This window comes from Pseudomonas inefficax (genome assembly GCF_032164165.1).
Taxonomy (GTDB): domain Bacteria; phylum Pseudomonadota; class Gammaproteobacteria; order Pseudomonadales; family Pseudomonadaceae; genus Aquipseudomonas; species Aquipseudomonas inefficax.
Genome location: NZ_CP134401.1, coordinates 345,420 through 370,503 on the forward strand (window position 1 = coordinate 345,420; position 25,084 = coordinate 370,503).

Sequence of the window (25,084 nt, forward strand, 5' to 3'; positions counted from 1 at the left end):
TGTAACAGCTGCCCATTCGGCATCACCGGCAAACGGGTCTAGGCTCAAGCCCATGTGATACCGGGCCCCTCTGACGGCTGCCAGGCCGCCATGTCGGATCACTGTTGCCATGCAACGTCGACATTGAAGGAGGGGCTCATGACAGCTCTGCAGACATTCCTCACCACCCCGTTCCTCGGTACCAGCGCCTGGTTGTGGCTGCTGTTCATGGGCATCGTCATCGGTTTGCTGGTACTCGACCTGGGCGTGCTGCACCGCCACGACCGGGAAATCGAAATGCGCGAGAGCCTGCTGCTGTATTCGGGCTATTTCAGCGTCGGCGTGCTGTTCGGCGCCGGGGTCTGGTACCAGTTGGGCGCGCAGTCGGCGCTGGAGTTCTACACCGGGTTCCTGGTCGAGCAGTCGCTGTCGATGGACAACGTGTTCGTCATGGCGATGATCTTCAGCTATTTCGCCATCCCCCGCCGCTACCAGCACCGCGTGCTGTTCTGGGGCATCCTCGGGGTGGTGTTCCTGCGGGCGATCATGATCGCCGTGGGCGCGGCGCTGGTGCAGAATTTCGCCTGGGTGCTGTATGTCTTCGGAGCCTTCCTGCTGTTTACCGGGGTGAAGATGGCGCTGTCGAAGGAAGGCAGCCATCCCGACCTGGCCAACAACCCGATCCTGAAGTTCGTGCGCCGGCACATGCGGGTCACCGACCAGATACACGGCTCGCACTTTTTCATCCGCCAGACCCCGCCAGGGCACAGCAAGGCGCTGCGCTATGCCACGCCGTTGTTCCTGGCACTGGTACTGATCGAACTGGCCGACCTGGTGTTCGCCGTGGACAGCGTGCCGGCGATCTTCGCGATTACCCAAGACCCGTTCATTGTCTATACCTCGAACATCTTCGCCATTCTCGGGTTGCGCTCGCTGTACTTTGCGCTGTCGGCGTTGATGCACCGGTTTGTGTACCTCAAGTACGCGTTGGCGCTGGTGTTGATCTTTATTGGCTGCAAGATTTTCTACCATGGGATGATCGGCAAGGTGCCGGCGTTGCTGTCGCTGGGGGTGACGTTCGGGTTGTTGCTGGGTGGGGTGGTGGTTTCGTTGGTCAAGACGCGGGGGGAGAAGGTGGCTGTCGTGGATCAGCCGCTCGAGCACCCAGCAAATGCCGATCGTACAGTCGGGCAGAAAGAGGATGACCCGCAGATGCGGGTCTGACTCCCCTACTTGAACTTAAATAACGCCCATACAATCACCATCCAGATGCACCCAGTCATGTTTAGCCAGGCTGAAATTTTCAACCTGCGTTTAAGCTTCTTCGGAAACGCATTTAGCTCGCCAGCATCCAGTTGACCCATTCGCAGCGCTAGCCACGGAAATGCCACTAACCCACTTGCCGTACATAGCGTCATCCAGCGCCACTTGAATGACCCACAACCCCAATAACGCTTGATGCTTTCAAAATAGGGGTTACTGGTGATGGCCGAGCAGGCGACGTCATAATCTTTGGTCAACGTTGAAACAGCACTAAGGACTAGTCCTGGTATGGCGATAGCGAAAGGACTTAATAGAAGCGCCACTTTAGCAAGTGGTTGCCAGCCAGTAATGTCAATCACTGGTTGCCTCGTAAATAAACTCGCCCACGGATTCACCGAGCTTCCCGCCCAGCACTCCCCCAGCCGTGCCGCTGGCGCCCACCAATACAATGCCGCATACCGGCGCAGCCAGACCTGCCGAGCCCATTGTAACAGCGGCACAAATTGTTCCGGATAGGAGGTTTGCTCCTAAAGTGCTAGCCATTGCTCCGGCAGTTCCAGTAGCAAAACCTCCCGTCTCGGTCAGTCTGACTTTTTTACAATCCTCAGTCTCCCCTGCCCGACAAACTTCTTGCACTTTCAGATACGAAGAAGTCCCACCCAACCCAATCGCAGCGTAGCCACCGTACTCAAGAAACTTGCTGAGTCGCGCCACCTTGTCCAGATGCGTCGCATACCCCGGAATCTGCCCCGGCCCGCCGGCCTTCGACCAGTGGTGCACAAGGCTCTTGGTCGAAATGTTCAAGCTCTTCTTGAGCCGTTCATAGTTCCCTAGGTTCAGCTGCTTGTTAAGCAATGCCGCTTTCAACTGTCCATCCAGCTGCTGGAGCAGTTTTCGCCGTTCGGCAAAGAAACTTTGGCTGTTCAGATGGCCATGCTCCATAAACTCGCGCTGATGCAGGTGTTCGATACTGGTCAGCGTATGACTGACCTGCTTCAGCCCCTGCTCCAGCATGTCCTTGCCCACGCCCATGGACTGGCTGGCATTACTGAGCAAGCCGGCGATTTCGGCCTGATGCTCCATCATGAAGTCCGCTTCGGCGAAATCGAGCACCGCCAGCGCACGGCGTGCATGCTGCGCTGCCGCCATCAACTGGCCTTCCTCGCGGGTGCAAGCATCACCATTGTCAGGGTCACCGATAACGAAGATTTCCCCCGCCTTGAAGCCTTGATCAAACGTCGGGTTAAGCCGCTGCAGCCGGGAGATTGGCAACGTGGCATCGTGCTCGGCCAGTTGCAGCAGCACCTGTGCGAATGACATGCGCCGAGGCACTACATAGAACCCGGGCTCCAGGGTTCCGGGCAACGCACCTGCTACGGGTTGGGAGAAACGTTCGGGGTAGACCGCGGCTGATGGCGCGGCAGAGTGGCTATTCGCGCGCCCTGCAAGGGAACGCAGGGGCGGAAATGCTTCATCCAACGGTGCGACCACCCGATTGCTGCCCGGTGGACAGCCACAGACTACCAGTGCACCGTCCATGGCCACCCGGCGGCCATCGGAAATGAAGTGGTCCACCCCTTCAGCGACCATCCCCTCCTGCCCGCAGAGAGGGCATGGCGTGGTCCGATCACCTTCGCGCAGCACCATTCGGCCCTCGTCAAGATATCCGGCGCCCGTCGCAATACAGACGGCCCCCGTTGTGGTGACATCGCCATCTACTGCCTGACCTTTTCCCCCGAGACTGGTGCGCATATGCAAACTCCCTGTGCATGGTTGAGGTTGAAAACCTAACATCAGCAAGGGAGGCTCAAGTGGCTTGAGTCGAAATTCAGATGTTTCTTACAAAGTCTGAGATGAGCAAGCTCATGGGTCTGCTGGCGACGAAGGCGGCCAAGGATCTGGTGGTGGACCTAAAGACGCAGTGAACCGTCAAGGGCCTCTTCGCGGGCTTGCCCGCTCCCACAGGTATTACGCACAGCTTGGAGGCGGCACAGTACCTGTGGGAGATTGCCCAGCCCTTTGGGCTGCGCTATCGCACAGAAAACTGAACTCGCAAGCGATCCTCGTACCCTGTGGGAGCGGCTTTAGCCGCGAAGAATCCAACGCGGTGCATGGCACCGGCTGCGCCGGTGTTCGCGGCTAAAGCCGCTCCCACAGGGTCCCTGCTAATTCAATGAGTTATGTGCAGTTCTATGAGAGCGGGCAAGCCCGCGAAGAGGCCGGAACAAGCCGGCAAAATCACCGCCCGCTACGCAACATCTCCGCCGGCACGTACTTGCCGATCTCATACTTGCCAATCGCCGCCCGGTGCACTTCATCCGGCCCGTCGGCCAGGCGCAAGGTGCGCTGCATGGCGTACATGTATGCCAGCGGGAAATCGCCACTCACCCCCGCCCCGCCATGTATCTGGATAGCCCGGTCGATCACCTTCAGTGCCACGTTCGGCGCCACTACCTTGATCTGCGCAATCTCGCTGCGGGCCACCTTGTTGCCGACCGTGTCCATCATGTACGCCGCTTTCAGCGTCAGCAGCCGGGCCATGTCGATCTCCATGCGCGAGTCGGCAATCTTGTCGACGTTGCCGCCCAGACGCGCCAGTGGCCGGCCGAAGGCGGTACGCTCCACCGAGCGCTTGCACATCAGTTCCAGCGCGCGCTCGGCCATGCCGATCGAGCGCATGCAGTGATGGATGCGGCCGGGGCCAAGGCGCCCCTGGGCAATCTCGAAGCCACGGCCCTCACCGAGAATAACGTTCTCATACGGCACCCGCACATTCTCGAAGAGCACCTCGGCGTGGCCATGGGGAGCATCGTCATAGCCGAACACCGGCAGCGGGCGGACAATCTTCACTCCAGGCGCATCGGTGGGCACCAGCACCATCGAGTGCTGCTGGTGGCGTGGCCCTTCAGGGTCGGACAGGCCCATGAAGATCATCACCTTGCAGCGCGGGTCGCAAGCGCCGGAGGTCCACCACTTGCGACCGTTGATTACCCATTGGTCACCGTCACGCACGGCAGTGGCGGCCATGTTGGTGGCATCCGAGGAGGCCACATCCGGTTCGGTCATGGCAAATGCCGAACGGATCTCGCCACGCAGCAGCGGTTCCAGCCACTGGCGCTTCTGCGCTTCGCTGCCATAGCGCACCAGCACTTCCATGTTGCCGGTGTCCGGCGCCGAGCAGTTGAACGGCTCCGGGCCGAGCAACGAACGGCCCATGATTTCCGCCAGCGGGGCGTATTCCAGGTTGCTCAGGCCGGCACCGTATTCCGATTCGGGCAGGAACAGGTTCCACAGCCCTTCGGCGCGGGCCTTGGCCTTGAGCTCTTCCATGATCGCGGTGGGCTGCCAGCGGTCACCCTCGGCGACCTGGCGCTCGAACACCGCCTCGGCGGGGTAGACATAGGCGTCCATGAACGCGCTGACGCGCTCACGCAATGCCTGGACCTTGGGCGAATAGGCGAAATCCATCGGGGCTACCTTCACGGTTCGGAGTACATGGGCCAGAGCCTAGAGCAGCATATCCCAATCCACCTAGTCTATTTTCCGCGTGTATAAACATTCATAAGCGATATATGATCAACCCATAATTCCAACAAAGAGCGGCGCCCATGAACCTCAGCAAGGTCGACCTCAACCTGTTCATCGTGTTCGATGCTATCTACACCGAAGCCAACCTGACCCGCGCCGGGCAGATCGTCGGCATCACCCAGCCGGCGGTGTCCAACGCCCTCTCGCGGCTGCGCGAAACATTCAATGACCCGCTGTTCGTGCGTACCGCGCAAGGCATGGTGCCCACGCCCATGGCGCAGAACATCATCGGCCCGGTGCGCAATGCCCTGGCCCTGCTGCGCACCTCGGTGCAGGAAAGCCGCATCTTCAACCCGCAACAGGCCAACAAGACCTTCCGCATCAGCATGACCGACCTGACCGAAGCGGTGATCCTGCCGCCGCTGTTCCAGCGCTTGCGCCGCCTGGCCCCGGCGGTGCTGATCGAAAGCTTTTTGTGCAAGCGCCGCGAGACCACCAAGGAACTCGCCGCCGGCCGCCTGGACTTCGCCATCGACGCACCGTTGAACACCGACCCGCAGGTGCGCCACGTCAAACTGATGCAAGACCGCTATGTCTGCGCCCTGCGCCAGGGCCACCCGCTGGCCGACAGCAAGTTGACCCTCGACAACTACCTGGGCATGACCCACATCCATATCTCCAGCCGCCGCAACGGCCTGGGCTATGTCGACCTGGCCCTGGGCAAGATGGGCGTGCAGCGCAAGGTCGCCTTGCGCTCGCAGCATTACCTGATGGCCTCGCAGGTGTTGCAGCAGACCGATATGGCGATGACCGTCCCCGAGCGCTTCGCCCGCCGCCATCAGTTGCGTTACCAGCCACTGCCGGTGGAGGTCCCTGCGCTGGAAACACACCTGTACTGGCACGAAAGCACCGATCAGGACCCGGCCAATCGCTGGATGCGCGAGCAAATCACCGAGTTGTGCGAACGTGTGGTGGCCGAGGAACAGAGGGCCTTGGAACCGTCCTGAGGATGGCTGACGAGGGGCCTTGCTTGCCTGCTTCTGGAGCGGAGAAAAAATTTCCACTTAAATGCCATTAGAGAGAAAATTTTCTTGCGTATCTTTTGAATAAGCGCACTGGAAGCGAAAAATATCTCTCAAGCAGCGGGTACGCTTGCTCCAACGATCGCCGATTTGACGGCGACAGAAGCGGACCCGCCACAATGCCTAGCGCCCCGCTCTACTTCGACTACGCCGCCACCACTCCGGTCGACGACCGGGTCATCGAAACCATGCTCGCATGCCTTGGCAATCAGGCCAACTTCGGCAACCCTGCGTCCAGTGGCCATGCCTTCGGTCAGGCAGCCCGCCACACTGTGGAGCAGGCCCGCCAGCAAGTGGCCGAACGCGTTGGCGCGCAGGCCGGTGCATTGGTCTGGACCTCGGGTGCAACCGAGTCCAACAACCTGGCGCTCAAGGGCATTGCTCAAGGCCTCGACCAGCCCGGGCACCTGATCACCAGCCAGCTGGAACACAAGGCCGTGCTCGACACGGTGGTAGAACTGGAACGCCAGGGCTGGGCTGTCACCCGCCTGGCACCGGATGCCGCCGGCCTGATTCAGCCTGCTGCAGTGCAGGCGGCGCTGCGCGCCGATACCCGCCTGGTGTCGCTGATGGCGGTCAACAATGAGCTGGGCACGATCACCGACTTTGCCGCAATTGGCGAACAGGTACGTGCCCACGGTGCCCTGCTGCACGTGGATGCGGCGCAGGCAGTGGGCAAACTGGCCATTGACCTGGGCACGATGGCCGTGGACCTGATGTCGTTCTCGGCGCACAAGGTGTATGGGCCCAAGGGCATCGGTGCGCTCTACGTCGGGCCACGCGCTCGCACGCTGATGCGGGCGCAGATGCACGGCGGCGGCCATGAGCAGGGCCTGCGCTCCGGCACCCTGGCAACCCACCAGATTGCCGGCATGGGCAGTGCCTTTGCCCTGGCCGGCCAACCCGGCGACAGCGAACACCTGCGCCTTGAGCAACTGGCCAGGCGCTTGCGCGAAGGCCTGCTGGCCCTGCCCGGCGTTACCCTCAACGGCTGCGCCAAGCAACGCATTCCCCATACGCTGAACCTGTGTATCGACAGCAAGGGTTTCAACAGCGCGGCGCTGGCCAGCGAACTGGCGTTGTCAACCACCTCGGCCTGCAACTCGGCGAGCAATGCGGCCTCGCATGTGCTGCTCGCGCTGGGGCTGGATGAATGCCAGGCACGCAACAGCGTGCGCCTGAGCATCGGCCGCTTCACCAGCGAGGCTGAAGTGGACAAAGCGCTCGAAGTGTTTGGCCGGGTGCTGACAGCGGCGTCAGCGGCACTTTGGTGAAGCCGCCCTAGAACAGCCGGCTGTCCGGGGTGAAGTCCTCGACCTCGAGCCTGGCGCTGTTTGCCTGCGGATGGCGCGGGTTGAACAGGTAATTGGTGGTGCTGGGCATGATCGCGCTCGGCACCGGCAGCAGCAATGCCGAGCACTCATCCAGAAAGCGGTTGCCCAGGCCCCGAGTCAGTTCGGTCTGGCTTGACCAGCCAGGCTGCAAGGCGGGCAACTGCGCTTGCGAAACGGTATCGGGCAACTCGATACGCAGCAGCCGCATGGTGGTGGGGAAATCCTCAGGGTCGATCTCCAGGTGCACCAGCACCTCGAGCATCGCCCCGGCCGGGCTGGTGGCTGCATACACCACTGGCCGGCCCGCCTGGTGCCAGCGGCCGCTGACACGCAAGCCGCCTGTTCCGCTCAAGTCTGCATAGGCGCTGATACGCCACAGAATCACAGGCCGAAGCCCTCGGCGATCTGCAGCAACATCTCTTCGACCTGGGTGGTGCCCTGCTGGGTGGTGAGCATCTGCATCGGCGTCAGCCCCGAGAAGCGCTCCTTGGGCTTGGACAGCCAGCGCTTGGCCTTGCCCGCCTCACCGAACACGGCTTCTGCCATGGCGGTGATATGGGCCGAGCGGAACAGCCGGTCGCTTTCTTCCACGGTCAGTGGCTGGTCACGTTCAATGCGGGTTTTCAGTGTGCGCAGGGGAATGATCTGGTCACGCTCCACGGGAGTGAACACGCCGAGTTCGGTCAGTTTCACCAGCCAGGTGGCAGCGAAGCCATCGGTGATGCGGGTGTGGATTTCGAAGTCACTGGCGAGTTCGGGGATTTCCAGCAGTGCATGCAGGCGCGCCCGGTACTCGTGGTAACCGTTGTCGCGAAGCACTTCGGCAAGCATGGCTCTCTCCTTTCCGGCGTTTGCCGACAAGTATGCGGCATATGCCGGACATATGCCAGTTCATGAGGCCTGTGAAAGTCTTGAAGGCGATGCCATCCTGTAGGAGCGACCTTGCGTCGCGAAAGGGCCGCAGGGCGGCCCCGGGCAATCTCACAAGAAGGTGAACACCTGCGAAGCCGGCAACCGCGACTTGTTCAAGCCAGCGTTGAAGTCCGTCTCGCTGCGATACCCCAGGCTGAGAATGACCACACTGGTGAACCCACGCTCGCGCAAGCCCAGCTCGGCATCGAGGACCTTGCTGTCGAATCCTTCGATCGGCGTGGCATCCAGCCCATGTGCTGCAGCCCCCAGCAAGGCAGTACCCAACGCCAGGTAGGTCTGCTTTTCCATCCAGTGCTGCACGTCCTTCTGATCAAAGCGGTGCAGGTCGACGTAGTGCCGGCGGCTCTGGTTTTGCCCGGCACGCGCCTGATCATCGCGGAAGCGGCCATCGGCAGCTTCCTGGTCGAGCACGGCATTGAGGTGCGCTTCGGTCATCTCGGTGCGGGTGCAGAACACGATCACATGCGAGGCATCGAGGATCTTCGGCGAATTGTAGGCATAGCGCTCTGTGGTGCTCTTGGCCAGGCGGGCCTTGCCTTCGGCGCTGTCGGCAACGATGAAATGCCACGGCTGCGAGTTGACCGAGGACGGGCTGTGGCGCAGTTGCTCGAGCAGAGCATCAACAGTGGCCTGGGGAATACGGCGCGAGGCATCGTAAGCTTTGGTGGTGTAACGGCGCTTGGCCAGCGAGACGGTATCCATGCAACAACTCCGGGAATGAACAGGGGATTTGCCAAGCATCTTATCTTTCCTGCAGAAAAGAAAAACCGGCACAATGGAGCAACACTTTCATCCCAGGAGTGAAAATGCTGCGCATCGCCGACCTCGAACTGTTCGTCCGCAGCAGCGTGCTGGGCAGCTTTACCGCCGCCGCCCACGAGGCTGAACTGCTGCCGGGCCAAGTGGCCGCCGCGATCAAGCGCCTGGAGCGCGACCTGGACGTGCGCCTGTTCGCCCGCACCACCCGCAGCCTGCGCCTGACCGCCGAAGGCGAGTTGTACCTGCCGACTGCCCTGAATGTGCTGGAGAGCCTGCGTCAGGGGCGTGAAGACCTGCATGGCAACGCCAACACCCTGCGCGGCACCCTGCAGGTATCGGCACCGTCCGACTTGGGCCGCAACATGTTGCTGCCGTGGTTGAGCGCCTTCCGTCGCGAGCACCCGGCCTTGCACCTGCGCTTTCTTCTGTCCGACCAGATCGCCGACCTCAACCGCGACCCGGTAGACGTGGCGATCCGTTATGGCCTCAACCAGGACGCCAACTACATTGCCCTGCCACTGGCCGACTGGAACCGCCGGGTGCTGGTGGCCGCGCCCGACTACCTGGCCCGTAATGGCCGCCCGCTCACGCCCGATGCCCTGCAGCAGCACGCCTGCCTGCTGTACATGCAGCACAACCGGGTCTACGACAAGTGGCGAGTGGGCAACCGCACCGTGCAGGTGCGCGGGCCACTGGTCAGCGACGATGCCGACGTGATCCGCCGCCTGGCCTTGCAGGGCGAAGGCATTGTCTACAAGTCGTGGCTGGACGTGAGCGCCAACATCGCCGCCGGCGAGCTGGAAATCATCCTCCCCGAGCACCTCGGTGAACCCGCACCGGTCACCCTGGTGTGCCCGCACCGCAAGCAGCTCACGCCCGCGGTGGCGCAACTGCACCTGTGGCTGCGCGAACGCTTCGAAGCCTTGCGCAACCGAGCGCTGACCAACGGCTGCACAATCGTTCCAGACTGAGCCTGGCCACTGCGCTAAGGTAGCGATTTCTGCCACGGCACGCCCCCATGAGCAACTGGATCGACCTCAAGCAAGACGCCGACACCGGCATCGAGTCGGTCCGCGCGCATTTCGTCGGGCATGCCTACGACCCGCACTGGCACGACAGCTTCCTGGTTGGCGTTACCGAGCAAGGTGTGCAGCAATTCGATTGCCGGCGAGTACGCCATCGCAGCACGCCGGGGCACGTATTTCTGCTGGAGCCCGGTGAAATCCATGACGGCCATGCGCCCACCGAGGACGGCTTCACCTATTCGACCCTGTACCTGGAACCCACCTGGGTGGACAGCCAACTGCGGGCACTGTTCGAACACGCGCCGGGCGACAGCCTGCCCAGCTTCGCCGATACCTTGTGCCACGATGAGCGCCTGGCGCGTGCCACTGCCCTCGCCTCCCAGGCCGTGCATACCCAGGACTTGCGCATAGTCCGGCAGACGGCCATGGACGACCTGCTGACCTGCCTGACCCGCCACCTGCACTGGCGCCGACGCCTGAACCCGGACCCGCGCCTACCGCTGACCGCGCAGCGCGCGCGGGATTACCTGCACGCCAACCTGGAGCGCGACATCGGCCTGGAAGACCTGGCCCAGGCCTGTGGCATCGACCGCTTCCGCCTGACCCGCGCGTTCAAGGCCGCATTCGGCCTGGCGCCACATGCCTATCTGATCCAGCTGCGCCTGGCCCGGGCGCGGCGCCTGCTCGCCCGGGGCCAGACACCCACCGAAGTGGCCATGGCCCTGGGCTTTGCCGACCAGAGCCACCTGGGGCGCTGGTTCCGCCGTGCCTACCAGCTGACCCCGGCCGACTACCGCAGGCGCTGCTCAAACCTTCCAGACTGAAAGGCTGCGGGCAGCGAGCATGGTGCTTCGTTTATCCGGAGCCCTTGATCATGTCGCAGTCGTTGTTGCCCTTCATCCTGTTTGCCCTGGTGTCCAGCATCAGCCCGGGGCCGACCAACCTGTTGATACTCGCCCATGGCGCCCGCGTTGGCCTGCGCGCGAGCCTGGCGCCGATCGTGGCGGCCTGCGGCGCAGCAGCGGCGATCGTGCTGATGGTGGGCCTGGGGCTGGGTGAACTGCTGCTGCGCCACCCGCTGGCCCAGCAGTTGATGAGCTGGGCCGGGGTTTTGTGGTTGAGCTGGCTGGCGTGGAAGATGCTGCGCAGTGCTGCCGCCCCGCTGCAGGCGGCCACGGCGCAAGGCTTCAGTGCACTCAGTGCGGCCTCGTTGCAGGTGGTGAACCCCAAGGTGTGGTTGATGGCCGTGGCGGTGGTCGGAGTGTTTGCCGCGCCGTCGTTGCCGGTATGGCAACTGGCGCTGGTGTTCTTGCTGATTGCCCTGCCATGCATGGCGGCGTGGGCGCTGCTGGGGATGGGCAGCGCGCGATGGTTGCAGGCACCGCGGCGGTTGCGGGTGTTCAACCAGGTGTTGGCGGGGGTGTTGTTGATTTCTGCGTGGGCTGCTGTACTGGCTTGAGCCTGAAACAGGTGTTCCCACAGGCCTGCAGAGAGCCTGTAGGAGCGGCCTTGTGTCGCGATGGGGCGCGCAGCGGCCCCCGGCGATATCCGTTGTAACGCTGAAATCCGGGGCCGCTGCGCGCCCCATCGCGACACAAGGCCGCTCCTACAAAGAACGCGCCAGCCCCAGATCAGTGCGTCAGCGCCTCGCGGAACCGTCGGGTGCTGGCAACGGCCAGCAGCAACCCGGCCACCGCCACACTACCGCCTACCAGGCCGATATCCGCCACATCCGACTGGCTGCTGACGATACTGCCCAGCAAGGCGCCACCGCCAATGCCGATGTTGTAGATTCCCGAGAACAGCGCCATGGCCACATCGGTGGCATCGGACGCCAGCTTCAGGGTCTTGGACTGCAGCGACAGGCTGAAGCTGAGGATTGCCACCCCCCAGAACATGCTCAATGCAGCGAACATGTAGAAGTTGCCCGACAGCGGCAACAGCAGCAACAGGCACGCCGCCAGCAGGCCGATCGAGCCCACCAGGAAGCCATGCGGGAAGCGGTCGCTGTAACGGCTGAACAGCAACGAGCCAAACACCCCGGCACCGCCGAACAACAGCAGCAACAGCGTGGTGCGCTCACCGCCTATCTGCGCCACGTGCAGCGCGAACGGCTCGATGTAGCTGTAGGCGGTGAACTGCGCGGTAATCACCAGCGTCACCAGCACATAGGTGATCACCAGCGCAGGGCGCTTGAACAGGATCGGCAGGCTGCGCAACGAGCCCGAGTTCTGGCTGGGCAGCAGCGGCAGCGACTTCATCAGGCACAGCATGGTCGCCAGCGCCACCCCGGCAATGCTCAGGAAGGTGATGCGCCAGCCCAGCGCTTCGCCCACCACGCGGCCAAGCGGGATGCCAAGGACCATGGCCAGGGTGGTGCCGGTGGCCAGCAGGCCCAGCGCCTTGGCCTGCTGACCCGGCGGCGCCACGCGTACCGCCAGGGAGGCGGTGATGGCCCAGAACACCGCATGCGCCAGGGCAATACCGATACGGCTGACCAGCAACATGGCAAAGCTCTGTGACAACCACGACAGCATATGGCTGACGATGAACACCAGGAACACGAACAGCAACAGCCGCCGCCGCTCGATGTTGCGGGTCAACAGCATCATCGGCAGCGAGGCCAGCGCCACCACCCAGGCGTAGATGGTCAGCATCAGGCCGACCTGCGCGGTGCTCATGTCGAAGCTGCGGCCGATGTCGCTGAGCAGCGCCACCGGGACGAACTCGGTGGTGTTGAAGATGAAGGCCGCCAGGGCCAGGGCAACGACGCTCAGCCAGCTGCCGCTACCCGCCGTGGGTGGCATGTTGGTGGGTATGGGTCCGTTCATGGGTGAAAACCGCTTCTCCGCAGGCATGGCAACAGGACGCACATCAGCCACCCGCGTTCCGGGGTGTCGATGCACGCTTTGTTATTGGAAGGAATGCCCGGCATGGTACGCGTCAAGCCGGGGGCTCACAACCGCGAGGCGGGCAGAAGGAGTAACATGCGCGCTTTGTGCGAACGCGTATGCAACAAGGAGCCCGATCCGCTCATGGACCAGCAGCACTCCCAGCAGCAACAGTGGCAGCAGGCAATCACCGCCTATGCCCAGGCCGTCAACGACTATGTCGCGCAGGGCCGCGCGCAAGGCTGGGATGACCTCGAAGAGCCCCTGCCACAAGCCACCGAGCATTTGCTCGATGCCTGGCTGCAAGCCCTGCAGGCAGCCAACCGGCCTGGCATCGAAGCCTCCGAGCAGCAAGCCTTCCGCGAAGCCTGGCCGCCCGCCCACCACCCGTTGCTGCCGCTGATCAAGGAGCACGGGCAAGGCATTGGCAATGTCCTGCTGCTGGAGGACGGTAGCCTGCTGGCTCGCATCGGCATGCCGCATGACAAGGGCCAAGTGGTGCGCATTGACAACCTGGGGGTGACCCCGGTGATCGGCGTCGATCACTTCGGCCGCTGCCCGGCCCGCCGCTATTTCGCCCTGGCCAATGCCGAAGGCATACGCGTGACCGATGGCTGGGGCGGCCCGCAGGTGCTGCGCCTGGCCTGGCCCACGGGGCTGGAGGGGTTGCCGCCGGGTTACCCGTTCGAGCCATTCGACCTGCCGCCCACACCGACCACGTTGATTCCCTTCCCGGATGGCCAGCGGGTGCTGCTGGTGAGTGCCGAGGGTATCTTCCTGCTGACGCGCCACGGCGCGACCCGCCTGCTGCCGAACCAGGCGCGAGTGCTCGACGAGCTGGACGAAGGCACCGACCCCGACGACATCAGCCTCGGGCTGAGCATGGAGCACGGTGCGGTATCGGTGGATGGCCGGTTGATCGTGGTTGGCGAGCAAGGCAGCCGTCACCTGGTGCTGGATGACCAACTCAAACCCGTGGCGGCGATCGGCCCGGCCAGCGAGTATCCGCACTTTGCGCTGTTCAACCGCGCGGGTGACCAGTTGATAGTCAATGCCTGCCATTTCTACAGCGGTGCCACGCAGGCCGTCAGGGTGGCCGACTTGCCGGGGCTGGATACCGACTACTACAGCCAGGACCCGCGTACCCCGCTGGTACAGGATGGCGCACGGGTGTATGCCGGCGTGGCGCGCGACGGTGAGTATATCGTGGGGGATGCCTATGGTTACCTGGGCGCATTTGGCGAGGATGGCGTGGAGCATTGGCAGCATTACCTGGGGTCGACCATCAGTGCGCTGGATATCAGTGCGGACGGGCGTACGCTGGTCGCGGCGAGCCATGCCGGGTTCGTTTCGGTGATTGCCCTGGACAGCGGGCGGCCGGCCTGGCAGATCGGTACCGGGGCGCATGGCGAGGTACGGCGGTGGTTGTTCTGGAAAGGCTGGGACAGGGCATTGGCCTGGTAACAGATCCAGCTTCTTCATTTCCTGTACCGGCCTCTTCGCGGGTGAACCCGCTCCCACAGGGAACATCACAGACGCCAAGGTCTGTGCAGTCCCTGTGGGAGGGTTCAACACAGACCCTGAAACCTGCACGATACCTGTGGGAGCGGGTTCACCCGCGAAGAGGCCGGTACAGGCAACCAATCAGCCCTGCAAAGTGGCCATGTCGATGACGAACCGGTACTTCACATCCCCGGCAATCATTCGCTCAAAAGCCTGGTTGATATTGCGGATATCCAGCAACTCGATATCACAACGAATCGCGTGCTCGGCACAGAAATCCAGCACTTCCTGTGTCTCGGCAATACCACCGATCAACGACCCCGCCAGCACCCGGCGCTTCATCACCAGATTGGCCGCATGCAGTGCCGGGTCGATCGGCTCGATCAGGCCGACCAGGATGTGCACACCATCGAATTTCAGGGTTTCCAGGTACGGATTGAGGTCGTGCTGCACCGGGATGGTGTCGAGCAGGAAGTCGAAATGGCCCGCTGCGGCGCGCATCTGCTCGGCATCGGTGGACACGATCACATGGTCGGCGCCCTGGCGGCGGGCTTCCTCGGCCTTGGCCTGGGAGCGGGTAAACAAGGTCACTTCGGCGCCCAGGGCCTTGGCCAACTTGATAGCCATGTGGCCAAGGCCGCCCATGCCGAGGATGCCGAGCTTGTGGCCAGGGCCGACACCGTGGTGCTTGAGTGGCGAATAGGTAGTGATGCCGGCACAGAGGATTGGCGCGGCGCTGGGCAGGTCCATGCCGGCCGGGATGCGCAGCACGAAGTGCTCGCTGACCACGATGCTGCTGGAGTAACCGCCCATGGTGTTGCTACCGTCGACCCGGTCCGGGGTGGCGTAGGTCATGGTCGGCCCTTCCAGGCAGTATTGCTCCAGGTCCTTGGCACAGGCTTCGCAGTGGCGGCACGAGTCGACCATGCAACCAACGCCAACCAGGTCGCCGACCTTGTGCGCGGTCACTTTGTCGCCCACTGCGGTGACGCGGCCGATGATTTCGTGGCCAGGCATCAGCGGGTACACGGCAATGCCCCATTCGTTGCGCGCCTGGTGAATGTCAGAGTGGCACACGCCGCAGTACAGGATATCGATGGCGACGTCGTCAGGGCGCGGGCTGCGACGTTCGAAGGTCATGGGAGCCAGAGGGCTGGTGGGGGTCTGGGCGGCGTAACCGATGGCGGTATACATGCAGGGCCTCGCTATGAAGTGAAACGATTCAGGCGGCGCATTCTGCGCGCCATGCGCCGCCTCGCCCACGGCTGATTCTCCGGCATGCATGCCTTATTCTCCGAAGATGCCATGCAGCACCTGGCACCGAGCACTCATTCTGCGATGATTAGGCTGTCTGATCCTCTGCCCAGGTCCATCATGCAGCTGACCCGCCACGTCGACGCCAATGCGCCGCTTTGCACACTTATCCGCAGACTCGCCACACATCCGGGTTTCGTGCCCACGCACCTGCCCCAGGTGCAGGTGCTGAGCTGGGACCACTATGTGGCCAGTAGCCCACAGATCTACGAACCCAGCCTGATGATCCTGGCCCAGGGCAGCAAGCTGGCGCGCCTGGGGCCGCGTACCCTGGAGTACGGCGCCGGGCATTACCTGGTTCAGGCATTATCGGTGCCGTTCATGTGCGAAACCTTCGCCACCCCCGAAGCACCGTTGCTGGGCGTGGCAGTGGACATCGACCGCGGCGTGCTGGGCGAACTGGTGCAAAGCATGGCCCTGGCGCCCGACACCGCGGTGCAGGCGCAAACCCCGCAGTCGATGACCTCGGCGGCACTCGATGCGCCGATGCGCGAAAGCGTGGAGCGGCTGCTGTTCTGCTTGCAGGACCCAGTAGACGCCAGGGTGCTTGGCCCGGCGCGGGTACGCGAGGTGCTGTACACCGCCTTGCGCGGTCCACAGGCGGGCGTTTTGCGGGCCTTGGTGGAGCAGCAAGGGCACTTCGCCCGTATCGGCGCCGCCCTAGCGCACCTGCGCGAGCACTACACCGAGCCGCTGAGCGTCGAAGCGCTGGCCGCGCGCGCCAACATGAGTGTTTCGACCTTTCACGAGCACTTCAAGCGCTGCACCGACATGGCACCGATGCAGTACCTCAAGCGCCTGCGGCTGCTGAAGGCGCAGCAGATGCTGATCGGCGAAGGCCTGGGGGTGGCGCAGACCGCGCACCGGGTGGGGTACCAGAGCACCTCGCAGTTCAGCCGCGAGTACAAGCGCCAGTTCGACCGCAGCCCGGGGGATGAATTGCCGTACCAGAGCCTGCCAGTGTAATCGCCTGCCCTGGCCTGAATCAGCTCGCAAGCGGCCATTGCGCCAATGGCCAGTAAGCGCCCTTGCGCGACTCGTACAGTGTGAAATGGCGGGCGGCGAGGTAGAAATCCGGCGCGCTGCTGGCTTCTGGCGGCTGGCCGCGGTAATCCCTGGCCAGCGTCAGGTGCGGGCGATACTCGCGGTCGGCCGCTTCCACCCCCAACGGCAGCAGCGCCTGCTGCAAGCTGTACACCAGCTGCAACAGGGCCGGTGGGGTCTGCTGCGCCTCCAGCACCAGGGCGCTGGCCCGCTGCCACACCTGCAGGCGGTCCAGCAACAGCCGTGGTGCCGTGGCCGGTAGCGCCAGCTGGTCGACCGCCGCGCAAATCGCAGGCACATGGGCGGTGTCCACATCGCCGAGAAATAGCAGTGTTACATGGAAGTTGGCGGCCGACACTGGCTTGCCGCTGCGCAGGCTCAGGCCACGTCGCCACTGGGCCAGGGCGCGACGCTGGGCCTCGCAGACCGGCAAGGCGAAGAACAGGCGCTTGAATGGTTTTTCGATACGTCCGCAGACCGGTGTCATCGTCGGCTCCTCAGAATGAGCGTAGCTCGCATTGATGCAAACTAGCAGTTCTACCAGTTTCACCGGCGAGGACCCAACCCATACGCTGGGGTCTCCATTCAATCACCCCAGGTACGGTCATGAAACAGCACCATCACATCCAAAACACTCAGCCCGCCATGCAAGCAAAACTGAAGTGGAGCCAGCGTGAGCGCGAGTTCACGGCAGATGTGGTAGATACCGATGTCAGCGCTGGCAACCGCTCGTTTTTCGCCATTCATTACACGGAAGGATCAGATACCGCTTATAGCTTTGTAGTCCTGAACATCCCGGAACGCTATCTGGTGGCGGGCGCATCCCTCAAGATCGGCGCAGGCGAAAAAGCCGAGATCAACGCCTATTTCGGTTCGACTTCGATTGGTCGCTCAGGCTGGGCGACCGGGGGCGCAATCGATATTACCGAGATGGATGAGACTTCCAAGGCATTTGCCGCAACGTTCCACTACACCATTGAACACACCATGGGCCGGGTAGAGATCGTGAATGGCTCGATGTCCTTGTCACTGGCCGACGATGCAAGGATCAACGGCACCGGCCGGGTCACCGCCAACCTCACCCCCGCTATTTTCCCTTCGCTGGGCAATCTTGATACGCAATCCATCAGATCCATGGTGCTTTCAGACGGGCGCATCCAACTCACTGCAACACAGCAAGTGGACAACGCGAGCCAAGGCATCATGATGCTGTTCAGTGAGCAACATGCACGCCTGTTCTTCTCGATTAACGGTCTTTACGAAGACCTGACCGGTGGCCACCTACAGTATGAATGGAACGTGGAGAACAGGACCCTGACCGCCGACTTTACTGATTATGTAGTCAGTTACCAAGGCAGGGACCATCGCATCACGGATGGCCGCATCGAGGTCACTCTGGACTGATGCATCGCCATGCAGACCTTGGTACAGCGGTGACGCTTGTACCAAGGTCTGCCATCGTTGGGTAACATTCTCCTACAAAGCATCGGCTCGATTGTTTATGCTGGCGGGCTTAGCCATCACGCATGGCCATTACTTGACGTATCCGCCCATGAAAATCGCCTTAGTCCTCATCTTCGTCCTCTCGATCGCCTATGTTCACCTGCGCGGTCGCGTTCGCCACAAGCTGACCCGTCAGTTGGGCGACCACTCCAGCTTCCTGGCCCCGGTCAACAGCTTCCTGTACCTGTTTTCCAGGCACCCGGCCAAGCCATACCTGCCGGTAGAGGCCTTCCCCGAACTGCAGACGCTGCAGGACCACTGGCAGGAGATCCGCGAGGAAGCCCAACAGCTGCTGCATGTAGGCGAAATCAAGAAATCCGACAATTACGATGATGTCGGTTTCAACTCATTCTTCAAGACCGGCTGGAAGCGCTTCTACCTGAAGTGGTACGGCGAAAGCCACCCGTCGGCGATGACCCTGTGCCCACGCACCACCGAGTTGCTCAAAGGCATCGGTACGGTCAAGGCCGCCATGTTCGCCACCCTGCCGCCAGGCGCCAAGCTGGTGCGCCACCGTGACCCGTATGCCGGCTCGTACCGCTACCACCTGGGCCTGGACACGCCGAACGACGACGGTTGCTACATCGACGTGGACGGCGAGAAGTATTCCTGGCGCGATGGCGAGGGCGTGGTGTTCGACGAGACCTACATCCATTACGCGGCCAATACTACCGAGCACAACCGCATCATTCTGTTCTGCGACGTGGAACGCCCGCTCAAGTACCGCTGGGCGACCGCGTTCAACCGCTGGTTCAGCCGCAACGTCATGGCCGCTGCCGCCGCCCCCAATGATGCCGGCGACAAGACCGGTGGCATCAACCGTCTGTTCACCCGCATCTACAAGATCCGCGAACGTGGCAAGGCGCTGAAGAAGCGCAACCGCACGCGTTACTACCTGGAGAAGTGGGCGTTCGTCGCGGCCTTGGTGCTGGTATTCATCTACATCTGATCGGTATGGGAGCGCGCAGCCCAAGGGCCTGCGCGCAACCAACCAAAGTACAAGTCTCACACTTCCCACTCTTCGACTAGCCTGAAAGCTCCACTCGCAACCTCCCCAAGGTGAAGACGATGAGCATGATGGACTGGGACGCCTACCGTAAGCAGTTGATGGCCGGCATCGGCGATCTCAAGCAGCTTTCTCCTGACACGGTGGCCGGCTACATGACCGCCAGCGGCGCAGGGGCCAAGACCAACCACCTGGACGCCAAGACCCGCGAGCTGATCTCCCTTGCCGTGGCCGTGACCACACGCTGCGATGGCTGCATCGCCGTGCATTCGCAGCAAGCCGTCAAGCATGGCGCCAGCCGCGAGGAAATCGCCGAGGCCCTCGGCGTGGCCGTGGCGATGAACGCCGGCGCCGCGCTGGTCTACTCGGCACGTGCCATGGATGCGGTGGGCAAGGCCAACGGCTGAACGCAATTGGCGGCGCCGCCCTTGCGCGACGGCGCCGCGCCACCCAGACTGGGCGGCCCAGCCCTTGCAGGAACCCGCATGATCCACATCCGCCCAATGACGCCGGAAGATTTCGAACGCTTCTGGCCCACCTTCCAGGCCGTCGTACAGGCCCGTGAAACCTACGCTTTCGACCCGGCGCTCAGCTTCGATCAGGCCCGCCAGCTGTGGCTGGAACTACCCATGCGCACATTCGTGGCCGAGGAAGACGGCCAGATGCTGGGTTCGTATTACCTCAAGGCCAATGCCGCCGGGCCCGGTGGGCACGTGGGCAACTGCGGCTACATGGTCTGTGAACCGGCACGCGGCCGCGGCGTTGCGCGGTTGATGTGCGAACACTCACAGAAACAGGCACGCCAGGAAGGTTTCCTGGCCCTGCAGTTCAACTCGGTGGTAGCCACCAATGAGGTGGCAGTGGCGCTGTGGCACAAGCTGGGCTTCGATACCGTTGGCCGCTTGCCCAAAGCCTACCGCCATGCCCGCCTGGGGTTGGTGGACTGCCTGGTGATGTACAAGTGGCTGGCGGACGAGCCGGTAGTGGAGAAGCCGCCACTGCTGATCGGGCGCAAGAACATCGAGGCGCGGGTGTCGCGGCGGCGCGGGCGCTGACTTCTTCAGGCCGCCCCTGCTCGACGAAGGTCTATGGTAAAGTCGCGCCCTTTTTGAACATGCCGGGATATCGCTGCACATGACCCCCATCCTCCGCTTCCTCAACCGCACCAGCCTGGTGACGCAAATCGTCATCGGCCTGATCGCCGGCATCGCCCTGGCCCTGCTTGCGCCCGCCATCGCCCGCGACATGGCCTTCCTCGGGAAAGTGTTCGTCAGCGCCCTGAAGGCGGTGGCACCCGTGCTGGTGTTCATCCTGGTAATGGCCTCGATCGCCAACCACCGTCACGGCCAGGAAACCCATATTCGCCCGATCCTCTGGCTGTACCTGCTGGGTACCTTCAGCGCAGCAGTGGTCGCCGTGGTCGCCAGCATGCTGTTCCCGTCGAGCCTGGTGCTGAGCACCGGCGACGCTACGCTGAGCGCGCCAGGCGGTATCACCGAGGTGCTGCAGAACTTGCTGCTGAGTGCGGTCGACAACCCGATCAACGCCCTGCTCAACGCCAATTTCATCGGTGTACTGACCTGGGCCATCGGCCTGGGCGTGGCCCTGCGCCATGCCGGCGAAACCACCCGCACCGTGGTCGAGGACCTGTCCAACGGCGTGACCCTGATCGTGCGCGTGGTCATCCGCTTCGCCCCGCTGGGCATCTTTGGCCTGGTCAGCGCCACGCTGGCCCAGTCGGGCCTGGACGCCCTGCTCGGCTACCTGCACCTGCTGGCGGTGCTGATCGGCTGCATGCTGTTCGTGGCACTGGTGATGAACCCGCTGATCGTGTATTGGAAAATCCGCCGCAACCCCTACCCGCTGACCCTGCTGTGCCTGCGCGAAAGCGGTATCACTGCGTTCTTCACGCGCAGCTCGGCGGCCAACATTCCGGTCAACCTGGCCCTGTCGGAGCGCCTTGGCCTGCATGAGGACACCTATTCGGTATCGATCCCGCTGGGTGCGACCATCAACATGGCCGGTGCCGCCATCACCATTACCGTGCTGACCCTGGCGGCGGTACATACCCTGGGCATTCCGGTGGACCTGCCGACTGCCGTGCTGCTCAGCGTGGTGGCGGCCGTTTGTGCCTGCGGCGCCTCGGGTGTGGCCGGTGGCTCGCTGCTGCTGATTCCGCTGGCGTGCAGCCTGTTTGGCATCCCTAGCGAAATTGCCATGCAGGTGGTGGCGGTTGGTTTCATCATCGGCGTGCTGCAGGATTCGGCCGAGACGGCCCTGAATTCTTCGACCGATGTGCTGTTTACCGCGGCGGCGTGCCAGGCTGAAGAGCGTAAAGCCTGAGTTTGCCGGAGCCCTGTGGGAGCCAATTGCCTAACGCGATGGCATTACCTACCCTAGTGGCCTTTCCCCAGCAATGAGACAGGGCCATGTCAGAACACGAAACCGCAGGCGAAGGCCGCTTCAACAGCATCGAGATCCGTATTCTCGGCTCGCTGATCGAGAAGCAGGCCACCAGCCCGGAAAGCTACCCGCTGACCCTCAACGCCCTGGTCCTGGCCTGCAACCAGAAGACCAGTCGCGAGCCGGTGATGAACCTCACCCAAGGCCAGGTCGGCCAGGCCCTGCGCGCCCTCGAAGGGCAAGACATGACTCGCCTGCAGATGGGCAGCCGCGCCGACCGCTGGGAACACCGGGTGGACAAGACGCTGGAACTGGTGCCGGCGCAACTGGTGCTGATGGGCCTGATGTTCCTGCGCGGGCCGCAAACCCTCAACGAACTGCTGACCCGCAGCAACCGCCTGCACGAGTTCGACGACACCGAGCAGATCCAGCACCAGCTGGAGCGCCTGATCTCGCGCGGCCTGGCGTTGCACCTGCCACGCCAGGCCGGCCAGCGCGAAGACCGTTACACCCATGCCTTGGGCGACCCGGCGGAAATCGAGGCCATCCTGGCCGCACGGCAGCAGGAAGGTGGGGCACGCAGCAGCGGCGCAAATGTGTCGGAAGAACGCATCGAAGCCCTCGAAGCCCGCATCGCGGCGCTGGAGGCACGCCTGGCCGAACTGGAAGGCTGAGCCGTCACGGCTCGGGGTCGGGGAAGTTGCGGCAGCTCTTGCGCTCGGCCAGCTCCCGGTCACTGGGGCGCTGGTCGACGAACACGGTGCGGCCGTCGGCGTAGATTTCCAGGTAGCCCCAGTGCAGGTCCTGCTCCTGCTGCCCGGGCTTTGGGGGGACTAGCCACCAGGGTTCGCGGCTGATCAGGGTCATGGGTGTGGTTCCTGAGAGGTCTATCGTAATCATAGACACCCTCAGGCTCTGCTTTGCTTGTGCCGGCCCTTTCGCGGCTAAAGCCGCTCCCACAGGGATCTGCACAATTTTCAGAATCTGCGCAGTACCTGTGGGAGCGGCTTTAGCCGCGAAGGGGCCGGTACAGGCTTACGCCGGTGCCGAAGTGCGGATCAGGTGGTCAAAGGCCGCCAGCGATGCCTTGGCGCCCTCACCCACCGCAATCACGATCTGCTTGTACGGCACAGTCGTCACATCACCCGCCGCAAACACACCGGGGATGCTGGTCTGGCCCTTGGCATCGACGATGATCTCGCCACGCGGCGACAGCTCGACGGTGCCTTTCAGCCAGTCGGTGTTCGGCAGCAGGCCGATCTGTACGAAGATGCCTTCCAACGCCACTTCATGCTGCTGGTCGGTGGTGCGGTCCTTGTAACGCAGGCCGGTCACCTTTTCGCCATTGCCCAGCACTTCGGTGGTCAGCGCACTGGTGATTACCTTCACGTTCGGCAGGCTGTGCAACTTGCGCTGCAATACCGCATCGGCACGCAGCTGGCTGTCGAACTCGATCAGCGTCACCTGGGCGACGATACCAGCCAGGTCGATGGCCGCTTCCACACCCGAGTTGCCACCACCGATCACCGCCACGCGCTTGCCCTTGAACAGCGGGCCGTCGCAGTGCGGGCAGTAGGCCACGCCACGGGCGCGGTATTCCTGCTCGCCCGGCACGTTCATTTCCCGCCAGCGGGCACCGGTGGCCAGGATCACGGTCTTGGCCTTGAGCGAGGCGCCGCCGGCCAGGCGTACTTCATGCAGGCCGCCATCGGTGGCCGGGATCAGCGCCTCACCGCGCTGCAGGTTCATGATGTCCACGTCGTACTGCTTGACGTGTTCTTCCAGCGCCGTGGCCAGCTTCGGCCCTTCGGTTTCCTGTACCGAGATGAAGTTCTCGATGGCCAGTGTATCGAGCACCTGGCCGCCGAAACGCTCGGCCGCAATACCGGTGCGGATGCCTTTACGCGCGGCATAGATGGCTGCCGAAGCGCCGGCTGGACCACCACCGACCACCAGCACGTCGAAGGCGTCCTTGGCGTTGATCTTCTCGGCCTGGCGAGCACCGGCGTTGGTGTCGATCTTGCCGAGTATTTCTTCCAGGCCCATGCGGCCCTGGCCGAACACTTCACCGTTCAGGTAGATGCTTGGCACCGCCATGATCTTGCGCGATTCCACTTCCGCCTGGAACAGCGCGCCGTCGATGGCCACGTGACGCACGTTGGGGTTGAGCACCGCCATCAGGTTCAGCGCCTGGACCACATCCGGGCAGTTCTGGCATGACAGCGAGAAGTAGGTTTCGAAGGTGAATTCACCTTCCAGCGCCTGGATCTGCTCGATCACTTCGGCACTGGCCTTGGACGGGTGGCCACCGACTTGCAGCAGTGCCAGCACCAGCGAAGTGAATTCGTGGCCCATGGGGATGCCGGCGAAGCGCAGGCTTATGTCGGCTCCCGGGCGGTTCAGCGAGAACGATGGACGACGGGCGTCGGTACCGTCCGCGCTGAAGGTAATGAGGCTCGACAGGCTGGCAATTTCCACCAGCAGGTCGTGCAATTCGCGGGACTTCGCGCCGTCGTCGAGGGAAGCAACGATCTCGATCGGCTGGGTGACCCGCTCCAGGTAGGTTTTCAGTTGCGATTTAAGCGTGGCGTCCAACATACGGGCGATTCCTTTTTCAAAACTCGGATACAAAAACGCCCAGGCGAGGTCGCCCGGGCGTTTGACGGGGCGGCAAGTACTTCAGCTTTGGCGGCTGCTTACCGCCCGCGACTGGCACATGGACTCAGATCTTGCCGACCAGGTCCAGCGATGGCGCCAGGGTGGCTTCGCCTTCTTTCCACTTGGCCGGGCAAACTTCGCCTGGGTGAGCGGCAACGTACTGGGCAGCTTTAACCTTGCGCAGCAGTTCGGCAGCATCGCGGCCTACACCACCGTCGTTCAGTTCGACGATCTTGATCTGGCCTTCCGGGTTGATCACGAAGGTACCGCGATCGGCCAGGCCGGCTTCTTCGATCAGCACGTCGAAGTTGCGCGAGATGACGTGGGTCGGGTCACCGATCAGTGGGTACTGGATCTTGCCGATGGTGTCCGAAGTGTCGTGCCAGGCTTTGTGGGTGAAGTGGGTGTCGGTGGACACGCCATAGATTTCCACGCCCAGCTTCTGGAACTCGGCGTAGTTGTCGGCAAGGTCACCCAGCTCGGTCGGGCAGACGAAGGTGAAGTCGGCCGGGTAGAAGAACACGACAGACCACTTGCCTTTCAGGTCGGCTTCGCTGACCTGGACGAACTCGCCCTTGTGGTAGGCGGTGGCGTTGAACGGTTTGACCTGGCTGTTGATGATAGGCATGAGAGACGCTCCTTCATGGGGTTGGAATCAGTTGATGGAGAGAATCCTAACCGCTGGTCCCGATAAAGGCTCATTGGCAAAGCTCATGCTTATGATTGGTTTTGGCTATAACCGAGGTTTATTAATAGAAGGGAATGGGCTGAGCAAAGGATTGCGGGGGTGCGTGCTCGTGCAGGACCAGCTTTTTGTGGGAGCGGCCTTGTGTCGCGAAAGGGCCGCGAAGCGGCCCCA

Annotated in this window: 26 protein-coding genes; 14 read left to right on the forward strand and 12 right to left on the reverse strand. The window is 62.9% G+C overall.

Annotation, left to right across the window (positions count from 1 at the left end; translation table 11 throughout):
• The first annotated feature begins 138 nt into the window (after positions 1-138).
• Positions 139-1,203 (forward strand): TerC family protein, encoded by a 1,065-nt coding sequence (locus RIN61_RS01585; RefSeq protein WP_112252753.1) that lies wholly within the window; start codon positions 139-141, stop codon positions 1,201-1,203.
• A gap of 5 nt (positions 1,204-1,208) precedes the next feature.
• Here the strand turns inward: RIN61_RS01585 and RIN61_RS01590 are convergent, their stop codons facing one another.
• The 3 genes from RIN61_RS01590 to RIN61_RS01600 all read right to left on the reverse strand — a co-directional run bounded on the left by RIN61_RS01590 (position 1,209) and on the right by RIN61_RS01600 (position 4,710).
• Positions 1,209-1,601, reverse strand: a complete 393-nt coding sequence (locus tag RIN61_RS01590; RefSeq protein ID WP_133295872.1) for a hypothetical protein — start codon at positions 1,599-1,601, stop codon at positions 1,209-1,211.
• Positions 1,594-2,994: a PAAR domain-containing protein gene (locus RIN61_RS01595; protein ID WP_112252754.1), complete on the reverse strand. Its 1,401-nt coding sequence runs from the start codon at positions 2,992-2,994 to the stop codon at positions 1,594-1,596. The genes RIN61_RS01590 and RIN61_RS01595 overlap by 8 nt, the downstream gene beginning before the upstream one ends.
• Positions 2,995-3,480: 486 nt before the next feature.
• Positions 3,481-4,710: an acyl-CoA dehydrogenase gene (locus RIN61_RS01600; protein ID WP_112252755.1), complete on the reverse strand. Its 1,230-nt coding sequence runs from the start codon at positions 4,708-4,710 to the stop codon at positions 3,481-3,483.
• Positions 4,711-4,850: 140 nt separating this feature from the next.
• On the opposite strand from RIN61_RS01600, the gene RIN61_RS01605 reads away from it, so the two are divergent.
• Positions 4,851-5,777, forward strand: coding sequence for a LysR family transcriptional regulator (locus RIN61_RS01605; protein ID WP_112252756.1), 927 nt, complete (start codon positions 4,851-4,853; stop codon positions 5,775-5,777).
• A 194-nt stretch (positions 5,778-5,971) separates the two neighbouring features.
• Positions 5,972-7,126, forward strand: a complete 1,155-nt coding sequence (locus RIN61_RS01610) for a cysteine desulfurase family protein (protein WP_112252757.1) — start codon at positions 5,972-5,974, stop codon at positions 7,124-7,126.
• Between the two features lie 7 nt (positions 7,127-7,133).
• On the opposite strand, the gene RIN61_RS01615 is transcribed toward RIN61_RS01610, so the two are convergent.
• The 3 genes from RIN61_RS01615 to nfsB all read right to left on the reverse strand — a co-directional run bounded on the left by RIN61_RS01615 (position 7,134) and on the right by nfsB (position 8,821).
• On the reverse strand, positions 7,134-7,571 hold the full coding sequence (locus RIN61_RS01615) for an RES family NAD+ phosphorylase (RefSeq protein WP_015270851.1): 438 nt from the start codon (positions 7,569-7,571) through the stop codon (positions 7,134-7,136).
• Positions 7,568-8,017, reverse strand: a complete 450-nt coding sequence (locus RIN61_RS01620; protein ID WP_207879609.1) for an Xre family toxin-antitoxin system antitoxin — start codon at positions 8,015-8,017, stop codon at positions 7,568-7,570. Before RIN61_RS01620 ends, RIN61_RS01615 begins: the two co-directional genes overlap by 4 nt.
• Positions 8,018-8,167: 150 nt before the next feature.
• Entirely contained in the window at positions 8,168-8,821 is a 654-nt protein-coding gene (nfsB, locus tag RIN61_RS01625) for an oxygen-insensitive NAD(P)H nitroreductase (RefSeq protein ID WP_085624491.1), read from the reverse strand.
• A 104-nt stretch (positions 8,822-8,925) separates the two neighbouring features.
• On the opposite strand from nfsB, the gene RIN61_RS01630 reads away from it, so the two are divergent.
• The 3 genes from RIN61_RS01630 to RIN61_RS01640 are packed head-to-tail and all read left to right on the forward strand — an operon-like array spanning position 8,926 to position 11,362.
• Positions 8,926-9,849: a LysR family transcriptional regulator gene (locus RIN61_RS01630; RefSeq protein WP_207879611.1), complete on the forward strand. Its 924-nt coding sequence runs from the start codon at positions 8,926-8,928 to the stop codon at positions 9,847-9,849.
• A 47-nt stretch (positions 9,850-9,896) separates the two neighbouring features.
• Positions 9,897-10,727, forward strand: a complete 831-nt coding sequence (locus RIN61_RS01635; protein ID WP_313855418.1) for an AraC family transcriptional regulator — start codon at positions 9,897-9,899, stop codon at positions 10,725-10,727.
• 50 nt (positions 10,728-10,777) lie between these two features.
• On the forward strand, positions 10,778-11,362 hold the full coding sequence (locus RIN61_RS01640; RefSeq protein ID WP_112252760.1) for a LysE family translocator: 585 nt from the start codon (positions 10,778-10,780) through the stop codon (positions 11,360-11,362).
• A gap of 172 nt (positions 11,363-11,534) precedes the next feature.
• Here RIN61_RS01640 and RIN61_RS01645 read toward each other — a convergent pair whose 3' ends face one another.
• Positions 11,535-12,734, reverse strand: coding sequence for a sugar transporter (locus RIN61_RS01645; RefSeq protein WP_112252761.1), 1,200 nt, complete (start codon positions 12,732-12,734; stop codon positions 11,535-11,537).
• Between the two features lie 204 nt (positions 12,735-12,938).
• On the opposite strand from RIN61_RS01645, the gene RIN61_RS01650 reads away from it, so the two are divergent.
• Positions 12,939-14,258 (forward strand): hypothetical protein, encoded by a 1,320-nt coding sequence (locus tag RIN61_RS01650; RefSeq protein WP_313855420.1) that lies wholly within the window; start codon positions 12,939-12,941, stop codon positions 14,256-14,258.
• Positions 14,259-14,438: 180 nt separating this feature from the next.
• Here the strand turns inward: RIN61_RS01650 and calA are convergent, their stop codons facing one another.
• Entirely contained in the window at positions 14,439-15,491 is a 1,053-nt protein-coding gene (gene calA, locus RIN61_RS01655) for a vanillin reductase (protein WP_207878255.1), read from the reverse strand.
• Positions 15,492-15,671: 180 nt separating this feature from the next.
• Between calA and RIN61_RS01660 the strand changes: the two genes are divergently transcribed.
• Entirely contained in the window at positions 15,672-16,577 is a 906-nt protein-coding gene (locus RIN61_RS01660; RefSeq protein WP_112252763.1) for an AraC family transcriptional regulator, read from the forward strand.
• Positions 16,578-16,596: 19 nt separating this feature from the next.
• Here RIN61_RS01660 and thpR read toward each other — a convergent pair whose 3' ends face one another.
• Entirely contained in the window at positions 16,597-17,142 is a 546-nt protein-coding gene (gene thpR / locus RIN61_RS01665; protein ID WP_207878258.1) for an RNA 2',3'-cyclic phosphodiesterase, read from the reverse strand.
• Between the two features lie 119 nt (positions 17,143-17,261).
• Here thpR and RIN61_RS01670 point away from each other — a divergent pair, with 119 nt between their 5' ends.
• The 6 genes from RIN61_RS01670 to RIN61_RS01695 all read left to right on the forward strand — a co-directional run bounded on the left by RIN61_RS01670 (position 17,262) and on the right by RIN61_RS01695 (position 22,241).
• Positions 17,262-18,059: a hypothetical protein gene (locus RIN61_RS01670; RefSeq protein ID WP_112252765.1), complete on the forward strand. Its 798-nt coding sequence runs from the start codon at positions 17,262-17,264 to the stop codon at positions 18,057-18,059.
• Positions 18,060-18,207: 148 nt separating this feature from the next.
• Positions 18,208-19,107 carry a lipid A hydroxylase LpxO gene (lpxO, locus tag RIN61_RS01675; protein ID WP_023662367.1) on the forward strand — a complete coding sequence of 300 codons (900 nt, stop codon included), beginning with the start codon at positions 18,208-18,210 and terminating at the stop codon, positions 19,105-19,107.
• Positions 19,108-19,226: 119 nt separating this feature from the next.
• Positions 19,227-19,571: a carboxymuconolactone decarboxylase family protein gene (locus RIN61_RS01680; protein WP_013973174.1), complete on the forward strand. Its 345-nt coding sequence runs from the start codon at positions 19,227-19,229 to the stop codon at positions 19,569-19,571.
• A 78-nt stretch (positions 19,572-19,649) separates the two neighbouring features.
• Positions 19,650-20,219 carry a GNAT family N-acetyltransferase gene (locus RIN61_RS01685; protein WP_112252766.1) on the forward strand — a complete coding sequence of 190 codons (570 nt, stop codon included), beginning with the start codon at positions 19,650-19,652 and terminating at the stop codon, positions 20,217-20,219.
• A 79-nt stretch (positions 20,220-20,298) separates the two neighbouring features.
• Positions 20,299-21,507, forward strand: a complete 1,209-nt coding sequence (sstT, locus tag RIN61_RS01690) for a serine/threonine transporter SstT (RefSeq protein ID WP_313855433.1) — start codon at positions 20,299-20,301, stop codon at positions 21,505-21,507.
• A gap of 86 nt (positions 21,508-21,593) precedes the next feature.
• Entirely contained in the window at positions 21,594-22,241 is a 648-nt protein-coding gene (locus RIN61_RS01695; RefSeq protein ID WP_112252768.1) for a YceH family protein, read from the forward strand.
• A 4-nt stretch (positions 22,242-22,245) separates the two neighbouring features.
• Here the strand turns inward: RIN61_RS01695 and RIN61_RS01700 are convergent, their stop codons facing one another.
• The 3 genes from RIN61_RS01700 to ahpC form a co-directional block, all read right to left on the reverse strand.
• Positions 22,246-22,434 carry a hypothetical protein gene (locus RIN61_RS01700; RefSeq protein WP_013973178.1) on the reverse strand — a complete coding sequence of 63 codons (189 nt, stop codon included), beginning with the start codon at positions 22,432-22,434 and terminating at the stop codon, positions 22,246-22,248.
• A 168-nt stretch (positions 22,435-22,602) separates the two neighbouring features.
• Positions 22,603-24,165 (reverse strand): alkyl hydroperoxide reductase subunit F, encoded by a 1,563-nt coding sequence (ahpF, locus tag RIN61_RS01705; RefSeq protein WP_112252769.1) that lies wholly within the window; start codon positions 24,163-24,165, stop codon positions 22,603-22,605.
• Between the two features lie 124 nt (positions 24,166-24,289).
• On the reverse strand, positions 24,290-24,853 hold the full coding sequence (ahpC, locus tag RIN61_RS01710) for an alkyl hydroperoxide reductase subunit C (protein ID WP_004375926.1): 564 nt from the start codon (positions 24,851-24,853) through the stop codon (positions 24,290-24,292).
• Positions 24,854-25,084: the final 231 nt, after the last annotated feature.

Coding starts and splice junctions, on each gene's coding strand:
- RIN61_RS01585 (WP_112252753.1), top strand. CDS start 139: ATGACAGCTCTGCAGACATTCCTCACCACCCCGTTCCTCGGTACCAGC.
- RIN61_RS01595 (WP_112252754.1), bottom strand. CDS start 2,994: ATGCGCACCAGTCTCGGGGGAAAAGGTCAGGCAGTAGATGGCGATGTC.
- RIN61_RS01600 (WP_112252755.1), bottom strand. CDS start 4,710: ATGGATTTCGCCTATTCGCCCAAGGTCCAGGCATTGCGTGAGCGCGTC.
- RIN61_RS01605 (WP_112252756.1), top strand. CDS start 4,851: ATGAACCTCAGCAAGGTCGACCTCAACCTGTTCATCGTGTTCGATGCT.
- RIN61_RS01610 (WP_112252757.1), top strand. CDS start 5,972: ATGCCTAGCGCCCCGCTCTACTTCGACTACGCCGCCACCACTCCGGTC.
- RIN61_RS01620 (WP_207879609.1), bottom strand. CDS start 8,017: ATGCTTGCCGAAGTGCTTCGCGACAACGGTTACCACGAGTACCGGGCG.
- nfsB (WP_085624491.1), bottom strand. CDS start 8,821: ATGGATACCGTCTCGCTGGCCAAGCGCCGTTACACCACCAAAGCTTAC.
- RIN61_RS01630 (WP_207879611.1), top strand. CDS start 8,926: ATGCTGCGCATCGCCGACCTCGAACTGTTCGTCCGCAGCAGCGTGCTG.
- RIN61_RS01635 (WP_313855418.1), top strand. CDS start 9,897: ATGAGCAACTGGATCGACCTCAAGCAAGACGCCGACACCGGCATCGAG.
- RIN61_RS01640 (WP_112252760.1), top strand. CDS start 10,778: ATGTCGCAGTCGTTGTTGCCCTTCATCCTGTTTGCCCTGGTGTCCAGC.
- RIN61_RS01645 (WP_112252761.1), bottom strand. CDS start 12,734: ATGAACGGACCCATACCCACCAACATGCCACCCACGGCGGGTAGCGGC.
- RIN61_RS01650 (WP_313855420.1), top strand. CDS start 12,939: ATGGACCAGCAGCACTCCCAGCAGCAACAGTGGCAGCAGGCAATCACC.
- calA (WP_207878255.1), bottom strand. CDS start 15,491: ATGTATACCGCCATCGGTTACGCCGCCCAGACCCCCACCAGCCCTCTG.
- RIN61_RS01660 (WP_112252763.1), top strand. CDS start 15,672: ATGCAGCTGACCCGCCACGTCGACGCCAATGCGCCGCTTTGCACACTT.
- thpR (WP_207878258.1), bottom strand. CDS start 17,142: ATGACACCGGTCTGCGGACGTATCGAAAAACCATTCAAGCGCCTGTTC.
- RIN61_RS01670 (WP_112252765.1), top strand. CDS start 17,262: ATGAAACAGCACCATCACATCCAAAACACTCAGCCCGCCATGCAAGCA.
- lpxO (WP_023662367.1), top strand. CDS start 18,208: ATGAAAATCGCCTTAGTCCTCATCTTCGTCCTCTCGATCGCCTATGTT.
- RIN61_RS01680 (WP_013973174.1), top strand. CDS start 19,227: ATGAGCATGATGGACTGGGACGCCTACCGTAAGCAGTTGATGGCCGGC.
- RIN61_RS01685 (WP_112252766.1), top strand. CDS start 19,650: ATGATCCACATCCGCCCAATGACGCCGGAAGATTTCGAACGCTTCTGG.
- sstT (WP_313855433.1), top strand. CDS start 20,299: ATGACCCCCATCCTCCGCTTCCTCAACCGCACCAGCCTGGTGACGCAA.
- RIN61_RS01695 (WP_112252768.1), top strand. CDS start 21,594: ATGTCAGAACACGAAACCGCAGGCGAAGGCCGCTTCAACAGCATCGAG.
- RIN61_RS01700 (WP_013973178.1), bottom strand. CDS start 22,434: ATGACCCTGATCAGCCGCGAACCCTGGTGGCTAGTCCCCCCAAAGCCC.
- ahpF (WP_112252769.1), bottom strand. CDS start 24,165: ATGTTGGACGCCACGCTTAAATCGCAACTGAAAACCTACCTGGAGCGG.
- ahpC (WP_004375926.1), bottom strand. CDS start 24,853: ATGCCTATCATCAACAGCCAGGTCAAACCGTTCAACGCCACCGCCTAC.